The organism is Oricola nitratireducens (assembly GCF_014904745.1).
GTDB classification, from domain to species: Bacteria; Pseudomonadota; Alphaproteobacteria; order Rhizobiales; family Rhizobiaceae; genus Oricola; species Oricola nitratireducens.
Window position 1 is genome coordinate 42,733 of the sequence record NZ_JACZCS010000018.1, and the last position, 25,871, is coordinate 68,603.

27 protein-coding genes are annotated in these 25,871 nt (G+C 64.3%); 18 read left to right on the plus strand and 9 right to left on the minus strand.

Going from position 1 to position 25,871, the window contains the following annotated elements:
- The first annotated feature begins 37 nt into the window (after window positions 1-37).
- Window positions 38-1,996, plus strand: a complete 1,959-nt coding sequence (locus tag IG169_RS10640; RefSeq protein WP_246717308.1) for a glycosyltransferase — start codon at window positions 38-40, stop codon at window positions 1,994-1,996.
- A 7-nt stretch (window positions 1,997-2,003) separates the two neighbouring features.
- Here IG169_RS10640 and IG169_RS10645 read toward each other — a convergent pair whose 3' ends face one another.
- The 5 genes from IG169_RS10645 to IG169_RS10665 form a co-directional block, all read right to left on the minus strand.
- Window positions 2,004-2,510: a DUF805 domain-containing protein gene (locus tag IG169_RS10645; RefSeq protein WP_193176188.1), complete on the minus strand. Its 507-nt coding sequence runs from the start codon at window positions 2,508-2,510 to the stop codon at window positions 2,004-2,006.
- Between the two features lie 74 nt (window positions 2,511-2,584).
- Window positions 2,585-4,129, minus strand: a complete 1,545-nt coding sequence (locus IG169_RS10650; RefSeq protein WP_246717309.1) for a peptide ligase PGM1-related protein — start codon at window positions 4,127-4,129, stop codon at window positions 2,585-2,587.
- 13 nt (window positions 4,130-4,142) lie between these two features.
- Window positions 4,143-4,364 carry a hypothetical protein gene (locus IG169_RS10655; protein WP_193176189.1) on the minus strand — a complete coding sequence of 74 codons (222 nt, stop codon included), beginning with the start codon at window positions 4,362-4,364 and terminating at the stop codon, window positions 4,143-4,145.
- Between the two features lie 117 nt (window positions 4,365-4,481).
- A complete protein-coding gene (locus IG169_RS10660) occupies window positions 4,482-5,561 on the minus strand; it encodes a coiled-coil domain-containing protein (RefSeq protein ID WP_193176190.1) in 1,080 nt (359 codons plus the stop codon).
- 286 nt (window positions 5,562-5,847) lie between these two features.
- Window positions 5,848-6,669 (minus strand): arylamine N-acetyltransferase family protein, encoded by an 822-nt coding sequence (locus tag IG169_RS10665; protein ID WP_193176191.1) that lies wholly within the window; start codon window positions 6,667-6,669, stop codon window positions 5,848-5,850.
- 108 nt (window positions 6,670-6,777) lie between these two features.
- Here IG169_RS10665 and IG169_RS10670 point away from each other — a divergent pair, with 108 nt between their 5' ends.
- Entirely contained in the window at window positions 6,778-7,473 is a 696-nt protein-coding gene (locus IG169_RS10670; RefSeq protein ID WP_193176192.1) for an NAD-dependent deacylase, read from the plus strand.
- Window positions 7,474-7,625: 152 nt separating this feature from the next.
- The gene (locus tag IG169_RS10675; protein WP_193176193.1) at window positions 7,626-8,516 is read left to right on the plus strand and encodes an outer membrane beta-barrel protein; all 891 of its coding nucleotides are present in this window, start codon (window positions 7,626-7,628) and stop codon (window positions 8,514-8,516) included.
- A 72-nt stretch (window positions 8,517-8,588) separates the two neighbouring features.
- Here IG169_RS10675 and pdxH read toward each other — a convergent pair whose 3' ends face one another.
- Window positions 8,589-9,209: a pyridoxamine 5'-phosphate oxidase gene (gene pdxH, locus IG169_RS10680; RefSeq protein WP_193176194.1), complete on the minus strand. Its 621-nt coding sequence runs from the start codon at window positions 9,207-9,209 to the stop codon at window positions 8,589-8,591.
- Between the two features lie 167 nt (window positions 9,210-9,376).
- Here pdxH and IG169_RS10685 point away from each other — a divergent pair, with 167 nt between their 5' ends.
- The 14 genes from IG169_RS10685 to IG169_RS10750 all read left to right on the plus strand — a co-directional run bounded on the left by IG169_RS10685 (window position 9,377) and on the right by IG169_RS10750 (window position 21,487).
- Window positions 9,377-9,781, plus strand: coding sequence for an RT0821/Lpp0805 family surface protein (locus IG169_RS10685; RefSeq protein WP_193176195.1), 405 nt, complete (start codon window positions 9,377-9,379; stop codon window positions 9,779-9,781).
- 92 nt (window positions 9,782-9,873) lie between these two features.
- Window positions 9,874-10,833, plus strand: a complete 960-nt coding sequence (locus tag IG169_RS10690) for a DnaJ C-terminal domain-containing protein (RefSeq protein ID WP_193176196.1) — start codon at window positions 9,874-9,876, stop codon at window positions 10,831-10,833.
- A 131-nt stretch (window positions 10,834-10,964) separates the two neighbouring features.
- Complete coding sequence (fabI, locus tag IG169_RS10695; protein WP_193176197.1) at window positions 10,965-11,777, plus strand: enoyl-ACP reductase FabI; 813 nt, start codon at window positions 10,965-10,967, stop codon at window positions 11,775-11,777.
- A gap of 37 nt (window positions 11,778-11,814) precedes the next feature.
- Window positions 11,815-12,423 (plus strand): histidine phosphatase family protein, encoded by a 609-nt coding sequence (locus IG169_RS10700; RefSeq protein WP_193176198.1) that lies wholly within the window; start codon window positions 11,815-11,817, stop codon window positions 12,421-12,423.
- A 76-nt stretch (window positions 12,424-12,499) separates the two neighbouring features.
- Complete coding sequence (gene aroC, locus IG169_RS10705; RefSeq protein WP_193176199.1) at window positions 12,500-13,594, plus strand: chorismate synthase; 1,095 nt, start codon at window positions 12,500-12,502, stop codon at window positions 13,592-13,594.
- 8 nt (window positions 13,595-13,602) lie between these two features.
- Complete coding sequence (ribB, locus tag IG169_RS10710; protein ID WP_193176200.1) at window positions 13,603-14,691, plus strand: 3,4-dihydroxy-2-butanone-4-phosphate synthase; 1,089 nt, start codon at window positions 13,603-13,605, stop codon at window positions 14,689-14,691.
- Complete coding sequence (locus tag IG169_RS10715; protein WP_193176201.1) at window positions 14,639-15,652, plus strand: hypothetical protein; 1,014 nt, start codon at window positions 14,639-14,641, stop codon at window positions 15,650-15,652. Before ribB ends, IG169_RS10715 begins: the two co-directional genes overlap by 53 nt.
- A gap of 94 nt (window positions 15,653-15,746) precedes the next feature.
- Window positions 15,747-16,700 (plus strand): hypothetical protein, encoded by a 954-nt coding sequence (locus IG169_RS10720; RefSeq protein ID WP_193176202.1) that lies wholly within the window; start codon window positions 15,747-15,749, stop codon window positions 16,698-16,700.
- Between the two features lie 67 nt (window positions 16,701-16,767).
- The gene (locus IG169_RS10725) at window positions 16,768-17,697 is read left to right on the plus strand and encodes a histone deacetylase family protein (RefSeq protein ID WP_193176203.1); all 930 of its coding nucleotides are present in this window, start codon (window positions 16,768-16,770) and stop codon (window positions 17,695-17,697) included.
- A gap of 5 nt (window positions 17,698-17,702) precedes the next feature.
- Window positions 17,703-17,954 carry an exodeoxyribonuclease VII small subunit gene (locus IG169_RS10730; protein ID WP_193176204.1) on the plus strand — a complete coding sequence of 84 codons (252 nt, stop codon included), beginning with the start codon at window positions 17,703-17,705 and terminating at the stop codon, window positions 17,952-17,954.
- 90 nt (window positions 17,955-18,044) lie between these two features.
- A complete protein-coding gene (locus IG169_RS10735) occupies window positions 18,045-18,962 on the plus strand; it encodes a pirin family protein (protein WP_193176205.1) in 918 nt (305 codons plus the stop codon).
- A gap of 119 nt (window positions 18,963-19,081) precedes the next feature.
- The gene (locus IG169_RS10740) at window positions 19,082-19,402 is read left to right on the plus strand and encodes a hypothetical protein (RefSeq protein WP_193176206.1); all 321 of its coding nucleotides are present in this window, start codon (window positions 19,082-19,084) and stop codon (window positions 19,400-19,402) included.
- A 58-nt stretch (window positions 19,403-19,460) separates the two neighbouring features.
- A complete protein-coding gene (locus IG169_RS10745; RefSeq protein ID WP_193176207.1) occupies window positions 19,461-20,216 on the plus strand; it encodes a TlyA family RNA methyltransferase in 756 nt (251 codons plus the stop codon).
- The gene (locus IG169_RS10750) at window positions 20,213-21,487 is read left to right on the plus strand and encodes a class I SAM-dependent RNA methyltransferase (RefSeq protein ID WP_193176208.1); all 1,275 of its coding nucleotides are present in this window, start codon (window positions 20,213-20,215) and stop codon (window positions 21,485-21,487) included. Before IG169_RS10745 ends, IG169_RS10750 begins: the two co-directional genes overlap by 4 nt.
- A gap of 80 nt (window positions 21,488-21,567) precedes the next feature.
- On the opposite strand, the gene IG169_RS10755 is transcribed toward IG169_RS10750, so the two are convergent.
- The gene (locus IG169_RS10755) at window positions 21,568-22,947 is read right to left on the minus strand and encodes a phenylacetate--CoA ligase family protein (protein ID WP_210325960.1); all 1,380 of its coding nucleotides are present in this window, start codon (window positions 22,945-22,947) and stop codon (window positions 21,568-21,570) included.
- On the opposite strand from IG169_RS10755, the gene IG169_RS10760 reads away from it, so the two are divergent.
- On the plus strand, window positions 22,946-23,242 hold the full coding sequence (locus tag IG169_RS10760; protein WP_193176209.1) for a hypothetical protein: 297 nt from the start codon (window positions 22,946-22,948) through the stop codon (window positions 23,240-23,242). The genes IG169_RS10755 and IG169_RS10760 overlap by 2 nt on opposite strands.
- A 6-nt stretch (window positions 23,243-23,248) precedes the next feature.
- Here the strand turns inward: IG169_RS10760 and IG169_RS10765 are convergent, their stop codons facing one another.
- Complete coding sequence (locus IG169_RS10765; RefSeq protein ID WP_193176210.1) at window positions 23,249-23,998, minus strand: crotonase/enoyl-CoA hydratase family protein; 750 nt, start codon at window positions 23,996-23,998, stop codon at window positions 23,249-23,251.
- Between the two features lie 13 nt (window positions 23,999-24,011).
- Window positions 24,012-25,787 carry an acyl-CoA dehydrogenase family protein gene (locus tag IG169_RS10770; RefSeq protein ID WP_193176211.1) on the minus strand — a complete coding sequence of 592 codons (1,776 nt, stop codon included), beginning with the start codon at window positions 25,785-25,787 and terminating at the stop codon, window positions 24,012-24,014.
- Window positions 25,788-25,871 lie beyond the last annotated feature (84 nt).

The window sequence follows — 25,871 nt, forward strand, 5'->3', positions numbered from 1 at the left end:
GCGGCGCGAAAGCGCGCGAAACGGACGGTAACCGCCGATGAACCCGATGATGTCCACGCTGCTCGAGGGCGCCACGCCGGGCCTGCTGCTCGCGGCGGCGATGTTCGTGGTGATCCCGTGGCTCGACCGTAACGGCCGCTGGCGCGCCCTGCCGATCGCCGCGGTGCTGGTCTTCACGGTCCACTACATGTACTGGCGCGCCACCGTCACGATCCCGACTTCCGACAATCTCGTGGATTTCTTCGCCGGCTGGCTGTTCTTCATCGTGGAACTCATGGCCGTGACCGGTTCGGTCATTTCCTACGTCACGCTGTCTCGCACGAAGAACCGCACGCCGGATGTCGAAGCCAACAAGCCCTGGCTAAAGGGTCTCAAGCGCCCGCCGCTGGTCGACGTTTTCATCTGCACCTACAACGAGAACAAGGAAATCCTCGAGCGCACGATGCTCGGCGCGATGACGATGAATCACCCGCATTACCGGGTCTGGGTTCTCGACGACGGGCGGCGCGAATGGCTCAGGGAATTTGCCGCGGAACTGGGCTGCAACTATCTCACCCGCCCGGACAACAACCACGCCAAGGCCGGCAACATCAACCATGCGATCCAACATGTGCGCGGGCTCGACGTGCCGCCGGATTTCATCTCGGTGCTGGACGCCGATTTCGTGCCGACGCCGGTGTTCCTGTCGCGGGCGCTGACGCTATTTCGCGACGAAGGCGTCGGGATCGTGCAGACGCCGCAGCATTTCATCAATCCGGATCCGATTCAGGCCAATTTGCGCGCCTCCGACGCTTGGCCGGACGAACAGCGCTATTTTTTCGATGTGCTGATGCCGGCAAAGGATGCCTGGGGCACGGCGTTTTGCTGCGGTACGTCGTCGGTGATCCGGATGAAGGCTCTTGCCAAGGCTGGCGGCTTTCCGACCGAATCCGTCACCGAGGACTATCTGCTGACGCTGCGGCTGCAGCGGTTCGGCTACCGCACCGTCTATCTTAACGAGCAACTGTCGCTCGGCCTCGCGCCGGAGGGGCTGCAGGAATACATCACGCAGCGCAGCCGCTGGTGCCTCGGTTTTTTCCAGATCATTCGCGGTGCCGACGGGCCCTTCAGGCCGGGCAACGGCCTGCGCTTCATCGACCGCATCAGCCTCGTGGAAAGCATGCTCTACTGGGCAGGCGCCTATATGTTCCGGGTCGCCGGACTGGTGATCCCCATCCTTTACCTCCTGTTCGGCATCCATGCCGTCAATGTCGGAACGGCGGACGGCATCGCGCATTTCCTGCCCTACTACTTCTCGCAAATCACCGTGATGGCATGGCTGTCGGGACAGCGCGTTCTTCCGGTCATGACGGACGTGTCGCAGCTCCTGGCGGCGCGCGAGATCCTCACCGGCGTCGCTGTCGGGCTGTTCCGCCCCAAGGGGCAGAAGTTCAAGGTCACCGCCAAGGGCGGCGACCGCAGCAAGACAGTCGTGCAGTGGCGCATGCTGACGATGTTCTCCGCATTGCTGCTCCTGACCGTGCTCGGCATCGCCGTCTCGTTCGGCCGCAACGGTGCGCTGCAGGATTCCAGCGCCGTCGCGCTCTACTGGAGCTGGTACAACATGCTGATCCTGATCGCGGCGATCGCGGTCTGCATCGAGAAGCCGCGCATGCGCCGCAGCGACCGCCTGCATGGCGGCGAGACGGTCAAGGTGATCGTCGGCGGACAGACAGGCGTTTTCTCGACGGCGGATATCTCGGTCGGCGGCATGCGCCTCCTCGGCGCCGTGAACGCGGCCGTCGGCGACACCGTGACGATCGAACTCGGTCCGGACCGGTTCGATGGCCGGATCGTTCGGCGGTCCGGCACAGACTTCGCCATCGAGGTCGAAAACAGCCTGAAGGCGCGAACGGCGATGGTGCGGCACGTCTATTCCGGCGGGTTCCACTCCAGCGTGCGCAACATCAGCCTCGCGCTGGTGGCCCGCCGGGTGCTTGCGCGCCTTTCGTCATAGCGATCCGTCAGGCGGGCGGCGGACCGTATTTATTGGCGCCGGGATCGCCGGGGCGCGTCAGCCACCAGATCATCAGCACCGCGACAACCAGCTGGACGATGACAGCAATGATGAAGCCCGCTCCGCCCATCATCGCTGCGGGGCCGTTCAGCGCCTCGGGCGCCATGCCGCCGTGTTGCATCATGCCGAAACCGAAGACCCCACCCATCAGGCCGACCATGGAAATGAGCGACACCGCGACAGGCAGCAGGATCAGCCAGCCGGGCTTGCCGGTATCCTGCATGCGCCGCCAGCCGGCGGCGACGATCGGCAGAAAGATGGCAAGCTGAAAGATGCTGGTCACCGGCGTGCTCGCCATCGGACCACCGCCGAAAAGAATCCGGTCGATGACGTTGCCGAGGATGCTGCCGATGAAGACGAACAGCACGAACCACCAGTATTCCGGCCGTGCGGCGCGGCCGGAGAAACCGACATATTTGCGAAAGCAGGTCCGGATCGCTTCGGAAAATCCCATGGATTCCTCCCGGTCTTGAACGATCGCCCCGGCCGGGATGCTAAACCACGGCATGCGACCGTGGCAATCGGCGTTCAGCCCGGTGCGGCGCATTCCCGGTCAAGGATCGCAACCATCGCGCGGTAGAGCTGTTCGGCGTCTTCGGGGCTCTTGCCGACGCAAACCGCGCCGAGCTTGCCGAATTCGGACAATGCTCCGATCAGGTGGAAGACGACGCCGGTTTGCGTCGCGCCATGAAAATGGATGCCGTTGCGCACCGCGATGTCGATCAGGTCTTCCGGCAGCAGGCCGCGGTAGCGCTCCGATTCGAGATTGTCGGTGGCGTAGTAGTAGCGCGGTGGCCCCTCCGGCGTGTTGAACAGTCCGGTCTCAGGATCATAGGCGCCATCCGTCAGATATTGCAGCATGATGAAGGGGTGCGTCGTGCCGCCCTTGCGCAGATTGATCTCGATGGCGAGGTGCTTCCAGCCGTCGCCCTCGCGCACCGAGATGAAATCAATCCCGAAACGGCCAAGCACGCCGCGTTCGGCAAGCGCATTGGCCGCCTTGAGGGCTTCGGCCTGGATTTCGAGGCGATAGTCCGCGCGCGCCGGAAAGCGGGCGCCGAGAAACTCCTGACCGGTCTTGCCGCCAAGCACCTGGTCATGCGTCGAAACGGCCTCGACACCGCCGGCCGGATCGATGCGGAACTGCGCCGAGGGCGAACACTTGTCGGCGCCTTCCACGAAGGCCTCGACGATGCCGCCCATTTCGGCGAACTTGGCCCGATAGCTGTCCCAATCCATGTCGTGCGAATCGAAAGCCAGACCGGGCAGGTTTTCGCGCACCCATGCCACCAGCGCCGCGCCTTTCGGAGCGTCGTCGAACGAGAAGATCGCGTTGCCCTCGCCCGAAAACGCCTCGTTGAGCTTGACGACGGCGCGGCGCATTCGCGGATGCCGCGCTTTCAGTTCCGCCAAGGCATCGGCAATCTCGTCCTCGCTTGCAAGGTCCTCGAAACCGTCGGGAACGGTGACGCCCGCCTCGCGAAACAGCTTGCGGCCGCCGCTTTTCGAACCGAGCGGCAGCAGATCCGGATCGCAGCCATAGATCGGAATTCCCAGTTCGAGCGCGAGACGCCGCTCGACCGTCGTCACGGTATAACAGACCATGTGGGCGAGCGCCTTGTCGCCCAGTGCGTCATCGATGCGTTTCAGAAGCCGGGGTCGATCGAGAATCTTGGTGCTCAAGGGCAGGTCGGAGGAATCGTGGCAATTGAGCAGGATCAGGCGATTGCGGGCATGGCGATGCGGAACGCCTTCGAGAAGATGAAGATAATAGTCGACCGTCGCCTCGTCGATCGGCGCGCTGGTGACATAGACCACGCGCGTCCGGGGCATCCGCAACAACAGCAGGAGGCACAGCATGCGCTCCTCGTAATGCGGAACGCCCGCGACCCGGGCAAGGACGTCGCTGTCGAGCGTCAGACTCGGAACGATCAGCACGGTGCGGGGCAGCGACGGATCGGGAAATACGTTTTCGTAGAGGCCTCGCAACCGCGCCTGCAGGCGCCGGAAGGCGGCGCTTTCGGGAGCATCGTTACATGGTCCGATATCCGCATCCGCCATCGCGCCAGTCATTCCCGGATGCCGGCTACTTGTGCGGCGCAGGCGGCGGCGTTCTGCCACGCTTTTCGAATTCGGCGTTCATGCGCTCCTCGAAGTCGAGCAAATCCTGAGGCAACGGCTGACCGGTCGCCTTCATCTGGTTCAGCTCCTGATGGATCTGTTCGAGAAGCTCATGCGCGTCATGCGGCTGATTCTCCATTTCGCTGAACATCAGGTTCAACCGCGTGATCAGTCCCTCGAATGCCATTTGTCACCGTCCTGGAAGTTGTCTTTCCAGATTGAGATAGCATCCGCGGACGCGCATGGGAATTGACCGGCATCAAGCCGGCCAACTTTGACCGCGGCGCGGATGCATCCGTGGCGTTCAGACGGCCTTTGCCGGCTGTTTCACTTCCGGCTTGGCGACCGTTTTCGAAGCCGGTTTGGTGTCCCCCTTGGCGGGTGCCTTCGGGGCGGTTTTTACCGCCGCTTTCGACGTCCGCGTTCCGTTGTGCCCCTCTTCCGGGGCGATCGGCGGGGTTTCGGCGATCTCCTGGCGGTCCTTGCCGTGTTCGACACCGCGCGCTTCAAGCTCGAGGATCCGCTGCTGCTTGAGGCGGATCACCTCTTCCATTTCCTTGCGCCCGGATTTCAGCTCGAAGGTCAGTTCCTCGATCCGCGACTTCTGCTCGACGGTGACGGTTTCGAGCGCCGCATTCCTGGACTTGAGCTCCTCGATCTCGATCGATGCCTGCGTCTTGAGTTCACGCAATTCGTCGATCTCGGCCGATTTGCGCGAGTTATCGTCTTCCTGCTTGCGCATTTCGAGCGCGGCCATCTTTTCGCGGTCCTTCGCGCGGGACAGGTCGCCCTTGAGAGCGCGGTTTTCCTCTTCGGCCTGCTCGGCGCGCTCGGTCACGATGCGCTTATCGTTCTCCATCCGTGCGATATCGGACTGCAACGCGGAGAGATCGACGGTCGCGATCCGCTTTTCTTCCATCAGCCGGGCAAGATTGGTGCGCGCGATTTCATTGGCGTCGCGCAGCGAAGCGATCTTCGATTCCAGCAGCGTGATCTTTTTACGCTGCTCCTCGATCGTCGCCTTCATCTCGTGGTTGTTGCGGACGAGCCCTTCGCTTGCGATACGCAGCTTGGTCGAACTTGCTTCGATCCGCTCGAGCCGCTTCAGATCCGTTTCCGCCTTTTCGAGATAATCGGACAGCGTACCGATCTGCTTGGCCAGATTTCCGAGAAGCCCCGCACCTTCGCGGATCTCGTCTTCAATTTCCGAACTCAGATCGCGCTTGCGGCGGATCTCCAGAAGCCGGCTCGACGTTTCGTTCTCCGGCAGATCCGTGATCTCCGGGATCGCCGGCATGTCCAGCTCCATCGGGCTGTCCTTGGAGCCGAACTCCTCTTCCAACTGGAGCACGATCTGCTGTTCCAACTCGTCAAGCCCGGTCATGTCCGTATGTATCCCTGCCAAGTTCTGGCCATTCGACGCGCCCGATTCAGCATTCATCACTGCAGCTGATCCGAAAACGCCGTTCTTCAAACGCTCAACCGTACCCATCACGAACCTCAATAACCCTTATCGTCAATAAATCGTTAATATTACTATGCATGACCCTCGGTCAATGTGAGCAATAGATTATGATTAAGCGTAAAATTTTAGAGAAATTGTATCTACGCTACATGGCACATGCGGATTGATGACTTGGGGCATGTTGTCCCCCGGTCCGGGAGCAACGCTACACGCCGGCCTCTTCCAGATGACCGAGCACCTCGAGCCGCCTCCAGACGGCGGCCACCATGTCGCGGTCGCATGGCAGGGCGAATTCACCGGCGAGCGTCTCGTGCAACTGCGCAAGTGACCCGATCACACTCTTCGTCACGCAGGCGCGGTTTTCCACGCGCAGCGCCGTATTGAGCAGGCTGATCCGGCCGTCCTCGCGATGACGGCTCAGCATCAGGTTTGCCGGAAACGGCGCCTTTTCCCAACGCGCGCAGACGAAATTGGCGGCCTCTATGTCGGCGTCGCGCACCGGCACGCGGTCGAAACCGTAAAGCGAAAACCAGCCCTCCGGCGTCTCGCGCTCCAGCACCAGTTCGCCGGCGGCTTCATCCTCGGCAAACCGGTAGCGGCCTGTCGGGGCAGCCTGAACGTCGCGCGCGCCGATCCTCAGCGGGACCGAGGCGCCAGCTCCGCCGAAGCCCGTATCGGCGAGCCATTCCTCGCCATCAAGCGTCACGATCCAGGCAAGGTGGCTGCGCTGACCGCCTTGCGGCGCGCCGTTGCGCACCCGCGCCATCACCCGCGCCGCCCGGAACCCGAAAGCCGACAACGCCGCCCCGAACAGCGTGTTGAGTTCGAAACAATAGCCGCCCCGCCCCTGGGCGATCAGCTTGTCCTCGATGCCGTCCAGCGAGACGTCCGGCACGATCCCGAGCAGCGGATCGATGTTCTCGAAGGCAATGGCGCACATCTGCGCCGCCTGCAGCGCCCGCAACCCGCCGGCCGTCGCGTCACAACCCTCAAGTCCGATGCGCTTCAGATAGCGGTCGATATCCATATGCGATCCCTTGATCCGATCCCCTGAAAAAACGCCGAAGCTTTCGCCGATTGACCGCGCAAATGCAATCGGGGCACCCTTGGGCCTGTTCGACAACCGGATCACGCCATGAAAATCGTCGTTCTTACCGGCGCCGGGATTTCGGCGGAAAGCGGACTGGCCACCTTTCGCGATCCGGACGGCGCCTGGGCGAAACACGACCCGCAGAAGCTGGCAACGCCCGAGGCCTTCGCCGCCGATCCGGCGCTCGTGCATGCCTTCTACAATGCGCGGCGCGCCCAGTTGCGCGACGTCGCCCCCAACGAGGCGCACCAAGCGCTTGTCCGCCTCGAAGCCGCATTCGGGCGCGATTTTCTGCTCGTCACCCAGAATGTCGACGACCTGCACGAGCGCGCCGGCTCGAAAGACCTCGTCCACATGCACGGCCGGTTGCGCAGCGCGTGGTGCCGCGCCTGCGACACCCGCCATGACTGGGATGACGATCTTTCGACCGAAACCGCCTGCCCCGCCTGCGGAAAGACCGGGCTGATGCGGCCCGACATCGTCTGGTTCGGCGAAATGCCCTACCGGATGGACGAAATCCTGCGCGCGCTCGACTGTTGCGACCTGTTCATCGCGATCGGCACCAGCGGCGCGGTCTACCCCGCCGCCGGATTCGTCGACATCGCGGCGAATGCCGGCGCGGAGACCATCGAACTCAACCTGCAGCCGTCCGACGGCACCGCCTTGTTCAACGATTACCGCCATGGTGCGGCGACGCGGATCGTCCCCGCCTTCGTGGACGAACTGATCGGACGGCCCTGAACGACCCTTGCGAGTCGGGATCGATCCGGCGTCCATTTCGTCGGCATGGCTCACCGGAGATGACCGCTAACCTTCCGTTACGAAAAAAGAAACCGAACCTCCCCCGATGTTGCGGAATCGCAACGCCGAGCGATAAATCCCGAAAATAGAATGTGAATTTCCGAATACCGCTCGGTAAGCGGTTGCCATCCGCGGTAGGTTTCCAGATAGAAGATTCAGACAACAACAACGTCCATCCTCGATTCAAAGGGTGGCGGGAAAATCGAGAGCTGGGCATGAAAATTCTTCGTCATTCACTCACCGCAATTCTGGCAGTCGGCGCGCTTGGCGCATCGCTGGCAACAGCGTCGGCCGGCGACGGATACTATATCCGCGGCGAACTCGGCGGATCGTGGTCGTCGAGCGACACCGCGACCTGGACAACGCCAGGCGGCGAGTACCAGATGATGGACCTCAACAATTCGGGTTCGTTCGCCGGCGGCATTGCGGTCGGCACCTATGTGAAGCCGTATCTGCGCACCGATTTTTCCTACACCTATCTCGGGAATTTCGATCTCGACTCCTGTAAGATTCCGCGCGGGAACGCTACCTGCGGCGAGTCCCACAATACCGGTACGGTGAACAGCCACCTGTTTATGCTGAACGGCTACCTGGAAAAGGAAACCCCGATCGCTGTCGGTACCAGCATGATCACGCCGTTCCTGACCGCCGGTATCGGCGCCGCCCTGCACGATTTCGGAACGTGGAACCACATGGGAAGCGGTTTGGCGCCCCAATTTGCGACGACTGGCCGAAACTTCGAAGGCAAGAACAAGTGGGACTTCGCATGGACCCTCGGCGCAGGCGTTTCGGTCGACATGACCAAGACCACCAAGCGGCCGATGTTCCTCGACGTGACCTACCGCTTCACCGATGCAGGCACGGCCCAGGGTTCGGACCAGCCGCTTCCGGGTAACGGCAACGGCATTCCACAGAATGCCTACAGCGCGGACATCGTCACGCATTCGGTTTTCGTCGGCCTGCGCATCCCGTTCGGCCGCTAAGACACAGCATTACACTAAAAAAAGCGCCGGGTTTTCCCGGCGCTTTTTTTATTCCGGCTGCGGAACTGCCGTTCAGGGATAGAACCGGGTTTTCGTCCAGGGCTCGCCCTCGCCCTGCCGGCGGAAGACCGCCCTGTCATGCAGGCGAAACGCGCCGTCCTTCCAGAACTCGATATAGACCGGCGCAATGCGAAAGCCCGACCAGTAGGGCGGACGAGGCACTTCACCGACGGGATATTTGGCCGCGTATCTGGCAACTTCCTTTTCCAGCGCGAACCGGCTTTCCAGCGGCCGCGACTGTTTCGACGCCCATGCGCCGATGCGGCTGGTGCGGGCGCGCGACGCAAAATAGGCGTCCGCCTCGGCGTCGCTGACGATCGAGACCGGGCCTCTCACCCGGACCTGGCGGCGCAGCGATTTCCAGTGGAAACACATCGCCGCCTTGCGGCTGGCGAGGATCTCCTCGCCCTTCTGGCTTTCGAAATTCGTGTAGAAGACGAAGCCGTTCTCGTCGAAATCCTTCAACAGCACCATGCGCACGTCGGGCAATCCGTCGGCGTCGACCGTTGCGAGCGCCGTCGCATTGGGATCGTTGATCTCGGATTCCCCGGCTTCGGCGAGCCATTCGCCGAACAGGGCAAAAGGATCGTCGCGGGTCGTGAAGTCAGTGTTTGTTAACTCTGCGGACGTCATAATCTCTTCCGGGACAGCGGCTTTGCCGCGGTGGGCATTGGTCGGACTATATGCGTTTTGTGTTGCACACATTCGGGGCATTTGCGCAAGCATTCAAGAGCTTGTCCGTTCCCGCATTCCGCGCCGCCGCGCTTGGCGCGGCCGCGCTGGCTGTGCAGGCATGCAGCATGACCGGCAAAGGCCTCGACGAGGCGTCGGTCGGCGCCATCGCCATTGTCGACGACAATTCTTCCGTCATCACCAACGATCCCTTCAACCCCACCGAAAATGCCGAGGGCGCGGAACGCGACCGGCTCCTCGACGAGGACACGATCCGGCATGCCGTCACCTCTGCCGATCTCGGCGCCCGGAAAAGCGGGCCGCTTTCCTGGGCCAACCAGTCGACCGGCTCATCCGGCGTGATCACCGAAATCGAGCAGCGCAAAGTCGCCGGCCAGACCTGCCGCAGCTTTTCGGCCACGCGCAACGCCTATGACGGTGTGACGCTGTACAAGGGCGATCTCTGCCTCGACCGGCGAACCGGCTGGTGGACGCGCATCCTCAAGCCGCTCGGCCTGGGCGCGGACGCCTGAACGGCGCGCCATTTTTTTCCGTCATATCTGGAATTGACCATGTTTCATCGCCATATACCCGATGAAACCAGCTTTAACAGCGCAAGAGTGCCATGAGAGACCCGTATGCAGTGCTCGGCGTCGCAAAGACGGCCAGCGCTTCCGAAATCAAGTCAGCGTTCCGCAAGCTCGCCAAGAAGTATCATCCGGACGCGAACAAGAACGACCCGAAAACGCAGGAACGCTTTTCGGAAATTTCGCGCGCCTATGAGATCGTCGGGGACGAGACAAAGCGCAAGCAATTCGACCGCGGCGAGATCGATGCCGAGGGTCGCGAGACCTTCCAGGGCTTCGCGGGCGGCAATCCCCATACCGCCTATGACGGCTTCGCCGCACGCGGCGGTACCGGCGGATTCCAGTTCCGCGGCGGCGAAGGCGCAACGGAAGACATCCTGTCCGAACTGTTCGGCTCGGCCTTCGGCGGCGGAGCGAGACGGGCATCCGGTCCCTTCGGTGCCGGACCGTTCACGAATGCCGGCGGCGGCGCCGGCAAGCGCGCCGGTGCCACACCGCCGCGCGGCAAGGACATCGAGGCGAACCTCGCCGTCGGCGTCGAGGACATTCTCGGCGACCGCAAGGCGCCGCTGACGCTTCCCGACGGGCGGACGATCGCGGTCAAGATTCCCGAAGGCGTCGTCGACGGCCAGGTCATCCGGCTGAAGGGCCAGGGGATCGCCGGCCCGACCGGGCACCGTGGCGACATTCTCGCGAAAGTCCGCATCAAGGCCGGCGAAGGCATGCGCATCGACGGCGCGAACATCTATGCCGACGTCGAGGTGCCGCTGGAAACGGCGGTCTTCGGCGGCAAGGTTTCGCTCGCGACGCCGGATGGCAAGAAGGTGGCGCTGACGATTCCCGCCTGGACCTCGTCGGGGCAGACGCTCCGGCTGAAGGGCAAGGGACTGCCGCACGCCAAATCGGGGCATGGCGATCTTCTCGCGGTGCTGCAGATCCAGCTTCCGGACGAAAAGCGCGAAGCACTCGAAGCGCTGTTCAAGAAATCGACGGTCTGACATCTGCGCGCAAATCGTGTCGATGACGGCATGAACCGATTTAAGGGCATGGCGCGCAAACGCGCTTGATGGCGTCATGCCGCTGTGCGATATGCACGCGGCACACGATGACTGTCGACGGGAAACATGCCATGACCACCGGTTCGGGCCTCATGAAAGGCAAGCGAGGCCTCATTATCGGCCTCGCCAACAACAAATCCATCGCATGGGGCATCGCGAAATCCTGCGCCGACCAGGGCGCAGAGCTGGCATTCACCTATCAGGGCGACGCGCTGAAAAAGCGCGTCGAGCCGCTCGCCGCGGAACTGAACGCCATCGTTTGCGGCCATTGCGACGTTACCGAGCCGGAAACGATCGAGGCGGTCTTCGCGCATCTGGAGAAGACCTGGGGCCGGCTCGACTTCGTCGTTCACGCCGTCGCCTTCTCCGACAAGGACGAGTTGACCGGCCGCTATGTCGACACGAGCCGCGAAAATTTCGGCCGCACGATGGACATCTCCGTCTATTCGCTGACGGCGGTCGCCAAGCGCGCCGAACCGCTGATGTCGAACGGCGGTTCAATCCTGACGCTGACCTATTACGGCGCTGAAAAAGTGATGCCGCATTACAATGTCATGGGCGTCGCCAAGGCCGCGCTGGAGGCAAGCGTGCGCTATCTCGCCGTCGACCTCGGGCCGAACAACATCCGCGTCAATGCGCTGTCGGCCGGACCGATCAAGACGCTCGCCGCCTCCGGCATCGGCGATTTCCGCTACATCCTGAAGTGGAACGAATACAACTCGCCGCTGCGCAAGACGGTAACGATCGAGGAAGTGGGCGATGCCGCGCTGTATCTCCTCAGCGACCTGTCGCGGTCGGTCACCGGAGAGATCCACCACGTCGATTCCGGTTACCACGTCGTCGGCATGAAGGCCGTGGACGCGCCGGATATCACCAAGGACTAACCACCGCTCCAACGCGGCCAAGGGGACGAACTTCGCGATGAATGCCGGTACGAGGCCGCCGTTCCTGATGATCCGGCACGGCCAAACCGACTGGAACCGCGAAGGCCGGTATCAGGGCCAGGTCGACATTCCGCTCAACGCGCTCGGACGCGAACAGGCAGCCGGCAACGGACGCCTGCTGGCGGCGCTCGGCCATGACTGGAACAGCTGGCGCTTCGTCTCCAGTCCGCTCGGGCGCGCCCGCGACACGATGGAAATCATGCGCCGGGAGATGGGACTTGCGCCGGAGGACTACGCCATCGACGAGCGCCTGATCGAGATCACCTTCGGCGACTGGGAGCGCAAGCGCCTCGTCGAACTGGAGGCCGAAGAGCCCGGCGAAATGGCGCGGCGCAATGCCAACAAGTGGGAACACGCACCGCCCGGCGGCGAGAGCTACGCCCAGGCGGTCGAGCGCGTCGCGGGTTTTCTCGGCGATCTCGAGCAGCCGGCGGTGATCGTCTGCCACGGCGGCATCGTGCGGGCGACGCGTTTCCTGCTCGAACAGGAAGACGCACGCAGCATCGCCGACACGCCGGTTCCCCAGGACAAGATCTACCAGTTCGACGGGAGCGCGACACAATGGCTGGTGGGCAAACCGGCCTGATTGTCATCAAACTGACAGAACCCTTTCCATTTCGCCGCGAACCGGCTTAAAAGCGGGCGCAGAACGGGCTTTTCTCATGTCGCACAACACCTTCGGCCATCTTTTCCGAGTCACCACATGGGGCGAGAGCCACGGCATCGCGCTCGGCTGCGTGATCGACGGCTGCCCTCCGGGCATCAGCTTCACCGAGGCCGAGGTTCAGGCCTATCTGGACAAGCGCAAGCCGGGGCAGTCGAAATTCACGACGCAGCGGCGCGAGGACGATGCGGTTCGGGTGCTCTCCGGCGTGATGCCCGCGGGCGACGGCGAGACGCTGGTGACGACAGGTACGCCGATCTGCATGATGATCGAGAACACCGACCAGCGCTCGAAGGATTATTCGGACATCGCGCGGCGCTACCGGCCGGGCCACGCGGATTTCACCTATGACATCAAATACGGCATCCGCGACTATCGCGGCGGCGGACGCTCCTCGGCGCGCGAAACCGCGGCGCGGGTCGCCGCCGGCGCGATTGCCCGCAAGATCGTCCCGGATCTGAGCGTCCGCGGCGCGCTTGTCGCCATGGGCACCAGGCAGATCGACCGCGCGAACTGGGACTGGGAGGAAATCGACCGCAATCCGTTCTTCACGCCCGATCCCGAGGCCGCCGAGACATTCGCGCTCTATCTCGACGAAATCCGCAAGGCCGGATCGTCGGTCGGCGCGGTGATCGAGGTCATCGCGGACGGCGTTCCGGCAGGCCTTGGCGCGCCGATCTACGCCAAGCTCGACCAGGATATCGCCTCCGGCCTGATGTCGATCAACGCGGTCAAGGGTGTCGAGATCGGCAACGGCTTCGAAGCCGCGCGCATTCGCGGCGAGGAAAACGCCGACGAGATCCGCCTCGACGAATACGGCAACCCGTCGTTCCTCTCCAACAAATCCGGTGGCATTCTCGGCGGCATCTCCACCGGACAGCCGGTCGTCGCCCGGTTCGCCGTCAAGCCGACCTCGTCGATCCTGACGCCGACGCGGTCGATCACCGCCGACGGCGAGGAAACCGAGGTCGTCACCAAGGGCCGGCACGACCCCTGTGTCGGAATCCGGGCCGTTCCCATCGGCGAAGCGATGGTTGCGTGCGCCATCGCCGACCACTATTTGCGCCATCGCGGCCAGACCGGCCGTATCTGAGGATTGATATGAGTTACGACCAGGCAAGGGTAATCGAGGCGCTGCGCGCCTTCGAACGCGGCGAGATCGTCGTCGTCATGGATGACGACGGGCGCGAGAACGAGGGCGACCTGATCGTCGCCGCCGTTCACGCGACGCCGGAAAAGATGGCGTTCATCGTGCGTCACACCTCGGGCATCGTCTGCGCGCCGATGACGCGCGAGGATGCGAAAAGGCTGAACCTGGCGCCGATGGTGGCCGAAAATGACGCGCCGCACGCCACCGCCTTCACGGTCACGGTCGACTACAAGCACGGCACGACCACCGGCATCTCCGCGGACGACCGCACGCTGACCGTGCGCAACCTCGCCAACCCGAATGCCGGCGCGCCGGACTTCGTGCGCCCGGGTCACATCTTTCCGCTGGTGGCGCGCGAGGGCGGCGTACTGATGCGCTCCGGCCATACCGAGGCCGCCGTCGATCTGTGCAGGCTTGCCAGCCTGCCGCCGGTCGGGGTCATTTCCGAACTCGTCAATGACGACGGCACCGTCATGCGCGGGCCGGAGGTCTCTGCCTTCGCCGAAAAACACGGGCTGAAACAGGTTTCCGTCGCCGACCTGATCAATTACCGCCAGCGCAAGGAAACGCTGATCGAGATGGTCGACAAGTTCGACGTGGAGACCGTTGCCGGACCGGCCAAGGCCTATTCCTACACGCTGCCGTGGGACCCGATGCATCACCTCGCCGTCGTTTTCGGCGATATTCGCGACGGCGTCGACATTCCGGTCCGGCTTCACCTGGAATCGGTCGTCGACGACGTGTTCGGCAAGGAAAAGGTGATCTCGGCCATCCTGAAGCGGATGGGCGACGAGGGGCGCGGCGTGGTCGTCTATCTGCGCGAAGGTTCGGTCGGCGTCGGCAAGGCGGCAGGACGAAGGCTACCGGAAGAACACGCCGAGGCGCAGGACCGCGAGAGCGAGTGGCGCGAAATCGGCCTTGGCGCGCAGATACTCAAGGATCTCGGCATCGGCTCGATCAAGCTGTATTCCTCCATGGAGAGACATTATGTGGGGCTCGAAGGTTTCGGCATCCGTATCTCGTCGACGGAAATCATCTAGTCTCGCCGCCATCCTGGTTGCCGGACTGGCTGTCGCGGGCGCTGCCACGCCCGCCGGCGCGGTCGACGTGTTCGAACTCAACCTGCCGAAAAAGGTGACCGCGATCCGGCAGAGCGCCGACGGCAGTTTCGTCGCGATGGGCGCGGAGGCGTTCAAGCTCATCGCCTGCGACACGCCCGAGGGGCTGTGCCTGCAGACGACATCGGAAACCGGCGAAGCGCAGAAGGCGCCGGCCGGCGCGCTCCCGGACGGGTTCGTTGCGACCGCGCAGACCGGCGACATCCGCAAGGCCTGGTACGGCCGGCCGACCGGCCGCTACGGCCACGGCGTTCTCGGCGACGCCATCGAGGGCGGATCGCTGGTCGTCGTCACCGGCAGCGGTCGCAAACGGGAATTCGTCCTGCCGGAAAACCAGGTGTTCGAGGACATCACGCCGCGCATCCGCGATCTCGACGGCGACGGCGCCAACGAGGTCGTGACCATCCGCTCGTCGCTGACCGGCGGCGCGGCGGTGGCGATCTACGGGTTTTCCGGCGACGAGCTCGTCGAACGCGGCGCGAGCAGCGAAAACGGCCGCCCGAACCGCTGGCTGAACATTGCCGCCATCATCGCAGACGATACCGGCAAGGCCACGATCTACGGCGTGCGCACGCCGCATATCGGCGGCCGGCTGTTCTCGCTGACCTATGCCGAGGGCGCGGTGAGCGAAAAGGACGATATCGCGACGGATGTCAGCGACCACGTCATCGGCTCGCGCGAACTCGGATTGTCGGCGACGATCGACCTCGGCGACGGCGAGGAACTCGTCCTGCCCTCGCAGGACCGCACCCGGTTGCGCTTCCCGTTGTCGAAGCGTCCCGACATCGGCCTGCCCGGCCCGGTCGACACGGCGATCATCGTCACCGACGGGCGCATCGTCACCGCGACCGCGGATGGCAAACTCCTGGTGATCCTGCCATAATGGGTGCCGGTGAAGCCGGCGTGTGACATCGGTCACACACGTTTAGCCACGGATGGCTAGGCTCTCCGCAGCCAGGTTTCAAAGGGGCGCCATCATGTGGGATTTTTCCGTCGCCAAAACGCTTTCGATCGTCGGACGCACCATGCCGTTCGTTCTGCTGCGCATGGCGGTCTATTTCGGCATCACATTCGCCTATGTCATTGCAGCCGGTACCGGCGCGGGCATCGGCTACGGCGTTGGCCAGATCGGCCAGGACCCGACTTCGTTTGCCATCTGGGGCGCGGTTGCCGGTTTCGGCATCGTGTCGGCGATCGTCTACTGGATCCGCGAATACATCCTCTACATGGTCAAGGCCGGCCATATCGCCGTCATGGTGAAGCTGATCGACGGCGAGCCGGTGCCGCAGGGCCAGATCACGCATGCCCAGGAAACCGTGCGCGCCCGCTTCGGCGAGGCCAACGTCCTGTTCGCGCTCGACCAGTTGATCAAGGGCGTCATCCGCGCGATTACCGGCCTGCTCGGCGGCGTCGCCGCGTTCCTGCCGATCCCTGGACTGAGCGGCATTGTCGGCTTCATCAACGGCATCATCCGGATGTCGCTGACCTATGTCGACGAGATCATCCTCGGCTACAATATCCGCATCGCCAGCGACAATCCGTGGGCGACGTCGCGGCACGCGCTCGTCCTCTACGCCCAGAACGGCACCCACATGATCAAGAACGCGGTCTGGCTCTCCGTCATCATGTGGGTGTTCTCGTGTATCGTCTTCCTGATCGCCCTCGCCCCGGCCAGCCTGTTCGTCTATCTGATGCCGGGCAGCGTCAGTGGCTACGGCTTCGTCTTCGCCTTCATGCTGGCATGGTCGTTCAAGGCCGCGGTCATGGAGCCGTTCGCAATCGCGGCGCTGATGCAGGTCTACTTCGCCCGCATCGAGGGCCAGGTGCCCGACCCGGAATGGGACCGCAAGCTCGCCGGCGCATCCGGCAAGTTCCGCGATCTTGCCGACAAGGCCGGATCGGCCCTCGGCGGACGACCGGCGACGCACTGACAGGAAATTACAGGACAAACTGCGCGAACCGGCTGTCATGGCGCGGCAATAATGTTACACAACCGCCATGACCACCCGCCTCTACAGCCACGACATTTTCCTGCAGCACATCACGCCGCCCGGCCATCCCGAGCGGCCTGACCGGCTGAAAGCCGTCGCCGCGGTTCTCGGGAACGAAGCCTTCGATGCGCTCGACCGCGTCGACGCCCCGGAAGGCGATCCGGCGACGATCCGCTACGCCCATCCGGAGGAATATGTGACGCGCGTCATGGCGCAGATCCCGGAAACGGGGATCGCGCGCATCGACGCCGACACCTGCGCCAGCCCGAAGAGCTACGAGGCCGCCCTGCACGCCGTCGGCGCAGCCAATGCCGCGGTGGACGACGTCTTCGCGGGGACCGCCTCGAACGTCTTCGTCGCCGCGCGACCGCCCGGCCACCACGCCGAAAAGAACACCGCGATGGGCTTCTGCCTGTTCAACTCTGCGGCGATCGCGGCGCGCCACGCCCAGCGCGCCCACGGCGCCGAGCGCATCGCCATCGTCGACTGGGACGTCCATCACGGCAACGGAACGCAGGATATCTTCTGGGACGACGCATCGGTTCTCTACTGCTCGACGCACCAGATGCCGCTTTATCCCGGCACCGGCGCCAAGGGCGAGACCGGCGAATACGGCACGATCTGCAACGCGCCGCTCAGCCCGCAGGACGGCGGCGACCAGTTCCGCGCCGCCTTCCGCGAGCGCGTGCTGACCGCGCTCGACGATTTCCACCCTGACCTGATCATCATTTCCGCCGGCTTCGACGCTCACCACCGAGACCCGCTGGCCGAGATCAACCTGGTCGAGGACGATTTCGACTGGGCGACCGGCAAGCTGATGGATGCGGCCGGGCGCCATTGCGACAACCGCCTGGTCAGCCTGCTGGAAGGCGGATACGACCTGAAAGGGCTGGCGTCTTCGACCGCCGCCCATGTGATGCGACTGATGCGAGGATGACAGCCATGGCCGACGCACCGACCCACGCCGACGTGAAGGAAATGAACTTCGAGACGGCGCTGAAGCAACTCGAAGAGATCGTCGACAAGCTGGAGCGCGGCGACGTGCCCCTGGACGAATCGATCGCGATCTACGAACGCGGCGAAGCCCTGCGCAACCGCTGCGACGCGCTGCTGAAGACGGCCGAAGCCAAGATCGAGAAGATCAAGCTGACCCGCGACGGCAAGCCCGCCGGGACTGAGCCCTTGGACGGATAGGCGTCGAACGGCGAACGGTGTGTCGCCCTTGATTGAAATACCGCCGCCGCTTCCCATTTGCCTTGGCATCGAGACATATGGAGCACGGCGATGAGTTTCTTTCCCGGCAATGATCCGGAACCCGGTGACGCATTCGCCTGCGACGCCATCGAGACGCTGATCATCCCCAAGGTCAGCGACATCGGCGGATTCGAGGTGAAACGCGCCCTGCCCTCCTTGAAACGCAAGCTGGTCGGCCCGTTCATCTTCTTCGACCGGATGGGACCGGCGATCTTCAGGCCCGGCGAGGCAATCGACGTCAGGCCGCATCCGCATATCGGATTGTCCACCGTGACCTATCTCTTTGACGGGACGATCCGCCACCGCGACTCGCTCGGCACCGAAATGGTGATCGCGCCCGGCGACATCAACCTGATGACGGCGGGACGCGGCATCGTGCATTCCGAGCGCTCGCCGGAGGAAACCCGTTCCACGTCGCGGCGGATGTCGGGCCTGCAGACATGGCTGGCGCTGCCTGACGGCAAGGAAGAAATCGCGCCGGCCTTCGAAAACACCGCCGCCGCCTCGATGGGCGTGCTCGACGACGGCAAGGCGCATGCCCGCGTGCTGATCGGTTCGTTCCACGGCGCGTCCTCGCCGGTCGCGCAGTATTCCGAGACGCTCTATGTCGACGTGACGCTGCCGGCCGGCGGCGAGATCGAGATCCCCGCCGATACCGAGGAGCGCGCGATCTATGTCGCGGAGGGCGAAATCGAAATTGCCGGCGATACATTCGCTCCCGACCAGTTGCTGGTGTTCCGGCCCGGCGACCGGATCGTGGTGCGCTCGCCGGGCGGCGCTTCCTTCATGCTGTTCGGCGGCGCGTCGATGAGTTCGCGGCGCTATATCTGGTGGAACTTCGTGTCGTCCTCGCGCGAACGCATCGAGCAGGCCAAGGAAGAATGGCGCAGCGGGCGTTTCGACATCGTGCCGGGCGACGAGGAAGAGTTCGTGCCGCTTCCCGGCTGAGGCGAGCCGGCGTCTTAACCGCCCGTCCACCCTGTTTGTTAGCCATGAATTGACCGCGTTTGTTGGCGGCGAAATAACCGGTTTCCGCTACGCTCGTCTCCACAACAGGGATGGTGGGCATGCATATCGCGAACACGCTGAAAACAGCGGTCGCGTATGCGTTTTTCGGGGCAGTCGCCGTCACGGCGACTGTGCCTTCGGCGCATGCGCAACCGCAATACGATTCCAAACTCGCCAAATTCCTCGCCGACCGGGCCGCCAGCCAACTCGGCGCCCTACGCGACGGGTTCGCGATGTCGGACGTTCCGGCTCTCGCGGAGACAGGCCAATTCCCCGATGGCGCGGATATCGCGCCGTTCGACGCCAGGCAAACGGGCGCGGTCGAGCGCGAATTGCCGCCTTTGCCGCGCACGGATGTCCGTATCGTCTACGCCGGCTGAAGCGAAAGCGCAGCGATTGCCATTGCCAAAGGGCGTCCCGCCCGTCAATGACTGCGGGATGAACGGCAACGCCAATTCCGAACGCATCCGGCTCGACCATCTGCTGGTCGAAACCGGCGCCTTTGCCTCGCGGTCGCGGGCGCGCGACGCGATCCTGCGCGGCGCGGTGCGCATCGCCGGCGCCCGCATCGAAAAGCCCGGACAATTGGTTCCGCGCGACACCGCGATCGAACTCGATGACCCGGCGCAGCCTTACGTCTCGCGCGCCGCGCTGAAGCTGAAGGCCGCGCTGTCGCATTTCGGCCTCTCGCCGGACGGCAGGACCGCGCTCGATGTCGGCGCGTCGACGGGCGGCTTCACGCAGGTGCTCCTCGAGGAAGGCGCGGCCCATGTCTTCGCCATCGATGTCGGCCATGACCAGATGGCGGGGTCGCTGGCGGACGACCCGCGCGTCACCAATATCGAGGGCCTCAACGCCCGCGACCTGACGCCGGACGATCTCGGCGGCAAACGGCCCGGTTTCGTCGTCAGCGACGTCAGCTTCATATCGCTGAAACTCGCCCTGCCGCCGGCGCTGGAACTCGCCGCGCCGGGCGCGGAGGCGATCCTGCTGGTCAAGCCGCAATTCGAGGTCGGGCGCGCCAGGATCGGCAAGGGCGGACTGGTCGCCCGAGACGATGCCGAAGCCTGCGCGCAAGACCTGGCGGACTGGCTTTCGCATCAACCTGGATGGCGGGTGCTCGGCACGTGCCCCTCGCCGATTGCGGGCGGCGACGGAAATTCGGAATATCTCCTGGCGGGACGAAAATCATGAGCCGGACGGTCACCCTCACCATCGACGATCTCGGCGCGCGCGGCGACGGCCTCGCCCGGACGGATGCCGGCCCGGTCTTCGTGCCCTATACGCTTGCCGGCGAAACCGTGACGGCAATCGCCGACGGAAAGCGGGCCGCGCTGCTGTCCGTCAAACAGCCCTCGGCGGACCGCATCGAGCCGGTCTGCGTTCATTTCGAGACCTGCGGCGGCTGCGCGCTGCAGCACATGGACCGGGCGGCGTACCGCGCGTGGAAAGCCGGTCTGATCGGAAGGGCGTTCGCGGCGCACGGGATCGATGCCGATTGCGTGCAACCGGCGCATTTCTGCGACCCTTACTCGCGTCGGCGCGCCGTGTTCTCGGCGATCAAGACCGACAAGGGCGTGCTGCTCGGCTTCCAGCAGGCGGCGAGCAACCATGTCGTCGACATCACGGAATGCCATGTCATCACGCCGGAGATCGACGCCGCGCGTCCGGCCATCAAGGCGCTTCTGGCGGCGTTCCTGCCGGCGGCGAAGACCGTCCATGTCACCGTCAACCAGACCCGTTCCGGGCTCGACCTCGCCGTCGACGGGGAGATCAAGCCGGACGACGAACTGAAACGCGCCGCATCCGAGGCGACCCGGGAGCAAGGCTTCGTCCGGCTGAGCGTCAATGGCGAGGTCATCCTCGCGCCGAAGCGGCCGCTGGTGACATTTGGCGACGTCACGGTGTCGCCGCCGCCGGGCGCGTTCCTGCAGGCCGTTCCGGCAATGGAAGAGATCATGGCTGGGCTCGTCACGGGCCACATGGCGAAGGCCAAGCGCGTGGCCGACCTGTTCTCCGGCTGCGGCACATTCGCGCTCCGGCTCGCCAAGGCATCCGCCGTCCACGCGGTGGAATCCGACGGCCCGGCGCTTGACGCGCTCGACCGTGCCTTCCGGGAAAATCCGGACAAGCGGCTCAGGCCGGTGACGACGGAGCGGCGCGATCTCGTCCGCCGGCCGATGACCGCGCATGAGCTACGGGTCTTCGACGGCGTGGTGTTCGATCCGCCGCGCGCCGGGGCGGAAGTCCAGGCGCGCGAGATCGCGGCCTCGACGGTCCGCCGCGTGGCCGCGGTTTCCTGCAATCCCGAGACGTTAGCGCGGGATCTTGCGATCCTGATTCAGGCCGGTTTCAAGCTGAAATCGGTGACGCCGGTCGACCAGTTCATCTGGACGCCGCATCTGGAAGCGGTCGCGCTGCTGGAACGCGCGGGCGGGAAAAAACGGCACTGGTCGGATATGTGATATCCCTTGGTATGCGGAGTTGGGAGGCGATCTCCTGCTGATCCGGAAGCAAGCGGGCGAACACCGGGTCGAGTCATGCTTCAGGCGTCTGCGCCTCGCAAAGGCACCACTTCGTGGAACTTGCCGCTCGCGGTGAATTCGGGGAGCGCTTTGCTTTCTCGCACCGTGACATCATCCAGGCCGTTATCGCGAAACACGCGTTTCACCGACTCGATGACTTGCTGAAAGACAGCCCCTGCTGCCGCCCCATCGGCCAGTTGTATTCGCACTTCGAAAACTTTCTCGCCGGTCTGGACCAGCTGGATGCGCCGGGCCTGTTCGTGCTCAAGTTCGAAGACAAGCGGCGACAGCGTCACCTCGCCCACATGAACGAGCGTCGCCTGGCGGCCTTCCACCTGAAGACTGCGAAACGGCGATCCACAGGGGCAGGCGTCCGTGTCGAATCGAACGCAGTCGCCGAGATCGTACCGGATGAAGGGCTGAACCTCGTTGGCGAGCACCGTCAGCAGCACCGTCGCCGACAACGTGCCGTCGGGAACGGGCTGCATCGTTTCGTCGACCGCCTCGAGGATGGCCCAGTCTTCGTTCACATGCTTCCGCCCGTGGCTGCATTCGAACGAAAGCGCCAGGCACTCGGTGCACCCGTAGAAATCGGCAATGCCGTATTTCAGCGAGGGGAAGGCCTGCAGAACCCGTTCGCGAAGGTCGTTCGTGAAGGTCTCGCCCCCGACACTGAAGAGCGCGGGCGCGATCCGCAGCCGCCCGGCCTCCTTTTCCCTGGCGAGGATGGTCAGCATGCTGGGATAGGTCACGATCCATGCGACGTTCGGGATCGCATTGAGTCTTTCAACGAGCCGATCGATCGGCTGCTCGGCCTCGACGAAGTTCAAGCCCAACCCCCGCGCCAGTGCCGGTTTCACCCGGTGCACCAATTTGGTGAGCCCGTTTCCGGCGAAGTGACCGTTCCCGCCGGTGATTGTCACCCTGACGCCGAGCTCGCGCACCTCCCGGATGAGCTTCCAGTGGTACCGCTCGAAGCGCGCCATCATGATCCCGAAGTAATATTCCATGAACGACGAGGGCAGCACGATGATCGCCGGTTCGCCCGATGTCCCGGAGGTCTGGAAAACGCCGACATCGCCGAGAGGCACGCCAACCTTGCCGATATCGCTGAGATGCTCGCGCGCCCTGTCGAGGGGAAGAGAACGAATGGTCAGCCAGTCATCGAACTCCCGCATGAGATCGGGCTTGCGGGTCACCGGCAAGTCGCGCAGTTCGACCTCGCTCGATGGTGGCACATCCGCGTAAAGCCGGTGAAACAGGGGAGAGTCGCGCCGCGCCTTTTCCACGAGACGCCGAAGGTTGCGGAGCTGTTTCGCTTCGATTCGCTTGCGTCCGCCCCAGGCTGTCCAGCGTCCACCGGCCAGGTAACCCAATGCTCCAAGAAGGCTGATACGCATGACTGCTGGCGATGCCGGTTCGTTCCAAAACGGAAAAAATCAATTTACCGGGCGGATGTTGTCCGCGCAAACCGTGAATACGAGCCGAGATTTGCCGCCTCCGCCCTGTCGCCGCACCGCCGCAATCTCGTGCGATCCTGGGACGTTGGGGCGCGACCTTGCGATCCTGATTCAGGCCGGTTTCGCGCTGAAATCGGTGACCCCGGTCGACCGGTTCATCTCGACGCCGCATCTCGAAGCGATCGCGCTCCCGGAGCGGTCGGGGACCAAGAAGCGGCACTGGTCGGATATGTAGGACGGACTATTTCTTCCGCGCCATGAAGGCCATGAAGGCCTCCCTTGCCTCGTCGGATTTCAGCTGCTGCAGGAAAAGCTCGCCCTCTTCCCTTATCCGCTCGAGCACCGGCTCGCGCGGGCCCTTGACCAGCTTCTTTGCCAGTTGCAGCGCCTTGGGCGGCTTTGCGGCCAGGGCATCGGCGGCGGCCATGACCTCCGCTTCCAGATCATCGGCGCCGACGACCTTCCAGATCAGGCCGGCGTCGCGTGCCTGTTCGGCCGAGAACCCCTCGCCCATGCCGAGCAGCGCGAAGGCGCGCTGGTGACCCATCACCTGCGGCGCGATCAGGCTGGAGGCGGCCTCTGGCACCAGTGCCAGGTCGGTGAACGGCGTCCTGAACAGCGAGCCGGGCGTGGCGAAGGTCATGTCGCAATGCAGGTGAATCGTCGTGCCGATGCCGATCGCCAGCCCGTCGACGCCAGAGACGACCGGCTTTGTCGCGGTGGCCAGCGCGACGAGGAAATCGAACACGTCGGAGCCGTGGTCGCCGCCGGTCGCCACCGCGAGGAAATCCTGCAGGTCGTTGCCCGACGAAAACGCGCCGGGCGCGCCGAGGAAGACATGCACGCGCACGGCGTCATCGGCATCGGCGCCGCGCAGCGCCGCCGCCATGGCGTCGTACATGGCGCGGGTGATCGCGTTCTTCTTGTCCGGCCGGTTCAGCCGGACGATCTGGACCGCACCGCGGCGTTCGACGATGATGTGATCGGACATTAAACGCCCCTCCTCAGGCAACGAGGAAATCGCCGGCGGCATCGAGGCTCGCGGCGCCGTCCTCGACGGTGCGTCGCAGGCTCGCCGTCTCGCCGGCGAGATTTTCCGCGAAGAACCGGCACAGCGCCGCGCGTTCGTCGTTTTCGGCGTCGGCCAGCGCCGATTTGGCGATATAGACGCCGCCCGCGGCAAGGCCGAACAGGCGCAGATAGGGGGTCGCGCCGGCAAGCGCGGACGTCAGGTCGCCGCTCCTCAGCATGCCGCCGACCGAATCCGTCGTCGCGCGCAGATCGGCCATCGCGGCGCGGAGGCGTTCGGCGGCGGCGCCCAGGGCCGGGTTGTTGGAAGCGGCGAGGTCCTCGACGGTGTTGTCGAGTTCGGCGAAATAGGCTTCGACGCAGGCGCCGTCCGACTGCGGCAGCTTGCGCATGACGAGGTCGATCGCCTGGATGCCGTTGGTGCCCTCGTAGATCTGGGCGATGCGGGCATCGCGCATGTAGACCGCCGCGCCGGTCTCCTCGATGAAGCCCATGCCGCCATGCACCTGCACGCCGATGGAGGCGACCTCAGACCCGATATCGGTCGAAAACGCCTTGGCGACCGGCGTCAGCAGGCTGGCGCGCTCGTGCCAGAAACGCGCCTCGTCGCCGTCATGGACGCGCGCCATGTCGATGGCGTGGGCGCAGGCCAGGCAGATGGCGCGCGCCGCCTGCGTCAGCGTCGTCATCGTCAGGAGGTCGCGCCGGACGTCGGGATGCATGACGATCGGACTCATGCCCTCGCCGGTCCAGCCGGGCGCCCTGCCCTGGCGGCGCTCGTTCGCATAGGCGAGCGCCTTCTGGCGCGCGGCTTCCGCGACCGCGACGCCCTCGACCCCGACACACAGCCGGGCGTTGTTCATCATCGTGAACATGCAGGCGAGGCCGCGGTTTTCCTCGCCGACGAGCCAGCCGATCGCGCCGGGTTCGTCGCCGAACTTGCCGTCGCCATAGATCATGGTGCAGGTCGGCGAGGCATGGATGCCGAGCTTGTGCTCGATGGAACTGCAGAACACGTCGTTGCGCGCGCCCAGCGAACCGTCGTCGTTGACGAGGAATTTCGGCACCAGGAAGAGCGAGATGCCCTTCGTTCCCGCGGGCGCATCCGGCAGGCGGGCGAGGACGAGATGGACGATGTTGTCCGTCATGTCGTGTTCGCCATAGGTGATGAAGATCTTCTGGCCGAAGATGCGGTAGGTGCCGTCGCCGGCGGGTTCGGCGCGGGCGCGCAGCGCGCCGACATCGGAGCCGGCCTGCGGTTCGGTCAGGTTCATCGTCCCGGTCCATTCGCCGGAGACAAGCTTTTCGAGATATTTCGCCTTGAGGCCGTCGGAGGCATGCGCATCGATCGCCTCAACCGCGCCCATGGTCAGTGTCGAGGCGAGCCCGAAACCCATCGAACCGGAATTCCACATCTCGGCCACCGCCATGGCGAGCATGGTCGGCAGGCCCTGGCCGCCGAACTCGGGATCGGCGGCAAGACTGTTCCAGCCGCCGGCGATCCAGTCCTGATAGAGGCCCTTGTAGCCGTCCGGCATGGTCACCGCGCCGTTCTCGCAGCGCGCACCCTGCCGGTCGCCCGGAATGTGCAGCGGCGAAATCCGGTCGCTGGCGAAACGGCCGGCCTCCTCCAGGATCGCGTCGACGAGATCGTCGGAAAGATCCGGGAAAAGGCCGTTGTCGAGGGAGGCCGAAAGCCCGGCTACGGATTTCAGCGCATGCGATATCTCGGAGACTGGCGCCTTGTACATCGAATCCTCCCGGATGTTCCGCGGCCTCGCCTCGCGAAGCCGCCGTGAAAAGCCACGCAGGCAGCGCTAAATTCTTTTTACGTA

Excerpts from the sequence above, each read along its gene's own strand:
- fabI (WP_193176197.1), top strand. The coding sequence starts at position 10,965 with ATGACCACCGGTTCGGGCCTCATGAAAGGCAAGCGAGGCCTCATTATC.
- IG169_RS10685 (WP_193176195.1), top strand. The coding sequence starts at position 9,377 with ATGACCGGCAAAGGCCTCGACGAGGCGTCGGTCGGCGCCATCGCCATT.
- ribB (WP_193176200.1), top strand. The coding sequence starts at position 13,603 with ATGAGTTACGACCAGGCAAGGGTAATCGAGGCGCTGCGCGCCTTCGAA.
- IG169_RS10645 (WP_193176188.1), bottom strand. The coding sequence starts at position 2,510 with ATGGGATTTTCCGAAGCGATCCGGACCTGCTTTCGCAAATATGTCGGT.
- IG169_RS10665 (WP_193176191.1), bottom strand. The coding sequence starts at position 6,669 with ATGGATATCGACCGCTATCTGAAGCGCATCGGACTTGAGGGTTGTGAC.
- IG169_RS10750 (WP_193176208.1), top strand. The coding sequence starts at position 20,213 with ATGAGCCGGACGGTCACCCTCACCATCGACGATCTCGGCGCGCGCGGC.
- IG169_RS10650 (WP_246717309.1), bottom strand. The coding sequence starts at position 4,129 with ATGACTGGCGCGATGGCGGATGCGGATATCGGACCATGTAACGATGCT.
- IG169_RS10730 (WP_193176204.1), top strand. The coding sequence starts at position 17,703 with ATGGCCGACGCACCGACCCACGCCGACGTGAAGGAAATGAACTTCGAG.
- IG169_RS10655 (WP_193176189.1), bottom strand. The coding sequence starts at position 4,364 with ATGGCATTCGAGGGACTGATCACGCGGTTGAACCTGATGTTCAGCGAA.
- IG169_RS10640 (WP_246717308.1), top strand. The coding sequence starts at position 38 with ATGAACCCGATGATGTCCACGCTGCTCGAGGGCGCCACGCCGGGCCTG.
- IG169_RS10745 (WP_193176207.1), top strand. The coding sequence starts at position 19,461 with ATGAACGGCAACGCCAATTCCGAACGCATCCGGCTCGACCATCTGCTG.
- IG169_RS10715 (WP_193176201.1), top strand. The coding sequence starts at position 14,639 with ATGTGGGGCTCGAAGGTTTCGGCATCCGTATCTCGTCGACGGAAATCA.
- IG169_RS10770 (WP_193176211.1), bottom strand. The coding sequence starts at position 25,787 with ATGTACAAGGCGCCAGTCTCCGAGATATCGCATGCGCTGAAATCCGTA.
- IG169_RS10765 (WP_193176210.1), bottom strand. The coding sequence starts at position 23,998 with ATGTCCGATCACATCATCGTCGAACGCCGCGGTGCGGTCCAGATCGTC.
- IG169_RS10670 (WP_193176192.1), top strand. The coding sequence starts at position 6,778 with ATGAAAATCGTCGTTCTTACCGGCGCCGGGATTTCGGCGGAAAGCGGA.
- IG169_RS10740 (WP_193176206.1), top strand. The coding sequence starts at position 19,082 with ATGCATATCGCGAACACGCTGAAAACAGCGGTCGCGTATGCGTTTTTC.
- IG169_RS10700 (WP_193176198.1), top strand. The coding sequence starts at position 11,815 with ATGAATGCCGGTACGAGGCCGCCGTTCCTGATGATCCGGCACGGCCAA.
- IG169_RS10660 (WP_193176190.1), bottom strand. The coding sequence starts at position 5,561 with ATGACCGGGCTTGACGAGTTGGAACAGCAGATCGTGCTCCAGTTGGAA.
- pdxH (WP_193176194.1), bottom strand. The coding sequence starts at position 9,209 with ATGACGTCCGCAGAGTTAACAAACACTGACTTCACGACCCGCGACGAT.
- IG169_RS10725 (WP_193176203.1), top strand. The coding sequence starts at position 16,768 with ATGACCACCCGCCTCTACAGCCACGACATTTTCCTGCAGCACATCACG.
- IG169_RS10760 (WP_193176209.1), top strand. The coding sequence starts at position 22,946 with ATGACTGCTGGCGATGCCGGTTCGTTCCAAAACGGAAAAAATCAATTT.
- IG169_RS10755 (WP_210325960.1), bottom strand. The coding sequence starts at position 22,947 with ATGCGTATCAGCCTTCTTGGAGCATTGGGTTACCTGGCCGGTGGACGC.
- IG169_RS10690 (WP_193176196.1), top strand. The coding sequence starts at position 9,874 with ATGAGAGACCCGTATGCAGTGCTCGGCGTCGCAAAGACGGCCAGCGCT.
- IG169_RS10720 (WP_193176202.1), top strand. The coding sequence starts at position 15,747 with ATGTGGGATTTTTCCGTCGCCAAAACGCTTTCGATCGTCGGACGCACC.
- IG169_RS10735 (WP_193176205.1), top strand. The coding sequence starts at position 18,045 with ATGAGTTTCTTTCCCGGCAATGATCCGGAACCCGGTGACGCATTCGCC.
- aroC (WP_193176199.1), top strand. The coding sequence starts at position 12,500 with ATGTCGCACAACACCTTCGGCCATCTTTTCCGAGTCACCACATGGGGC.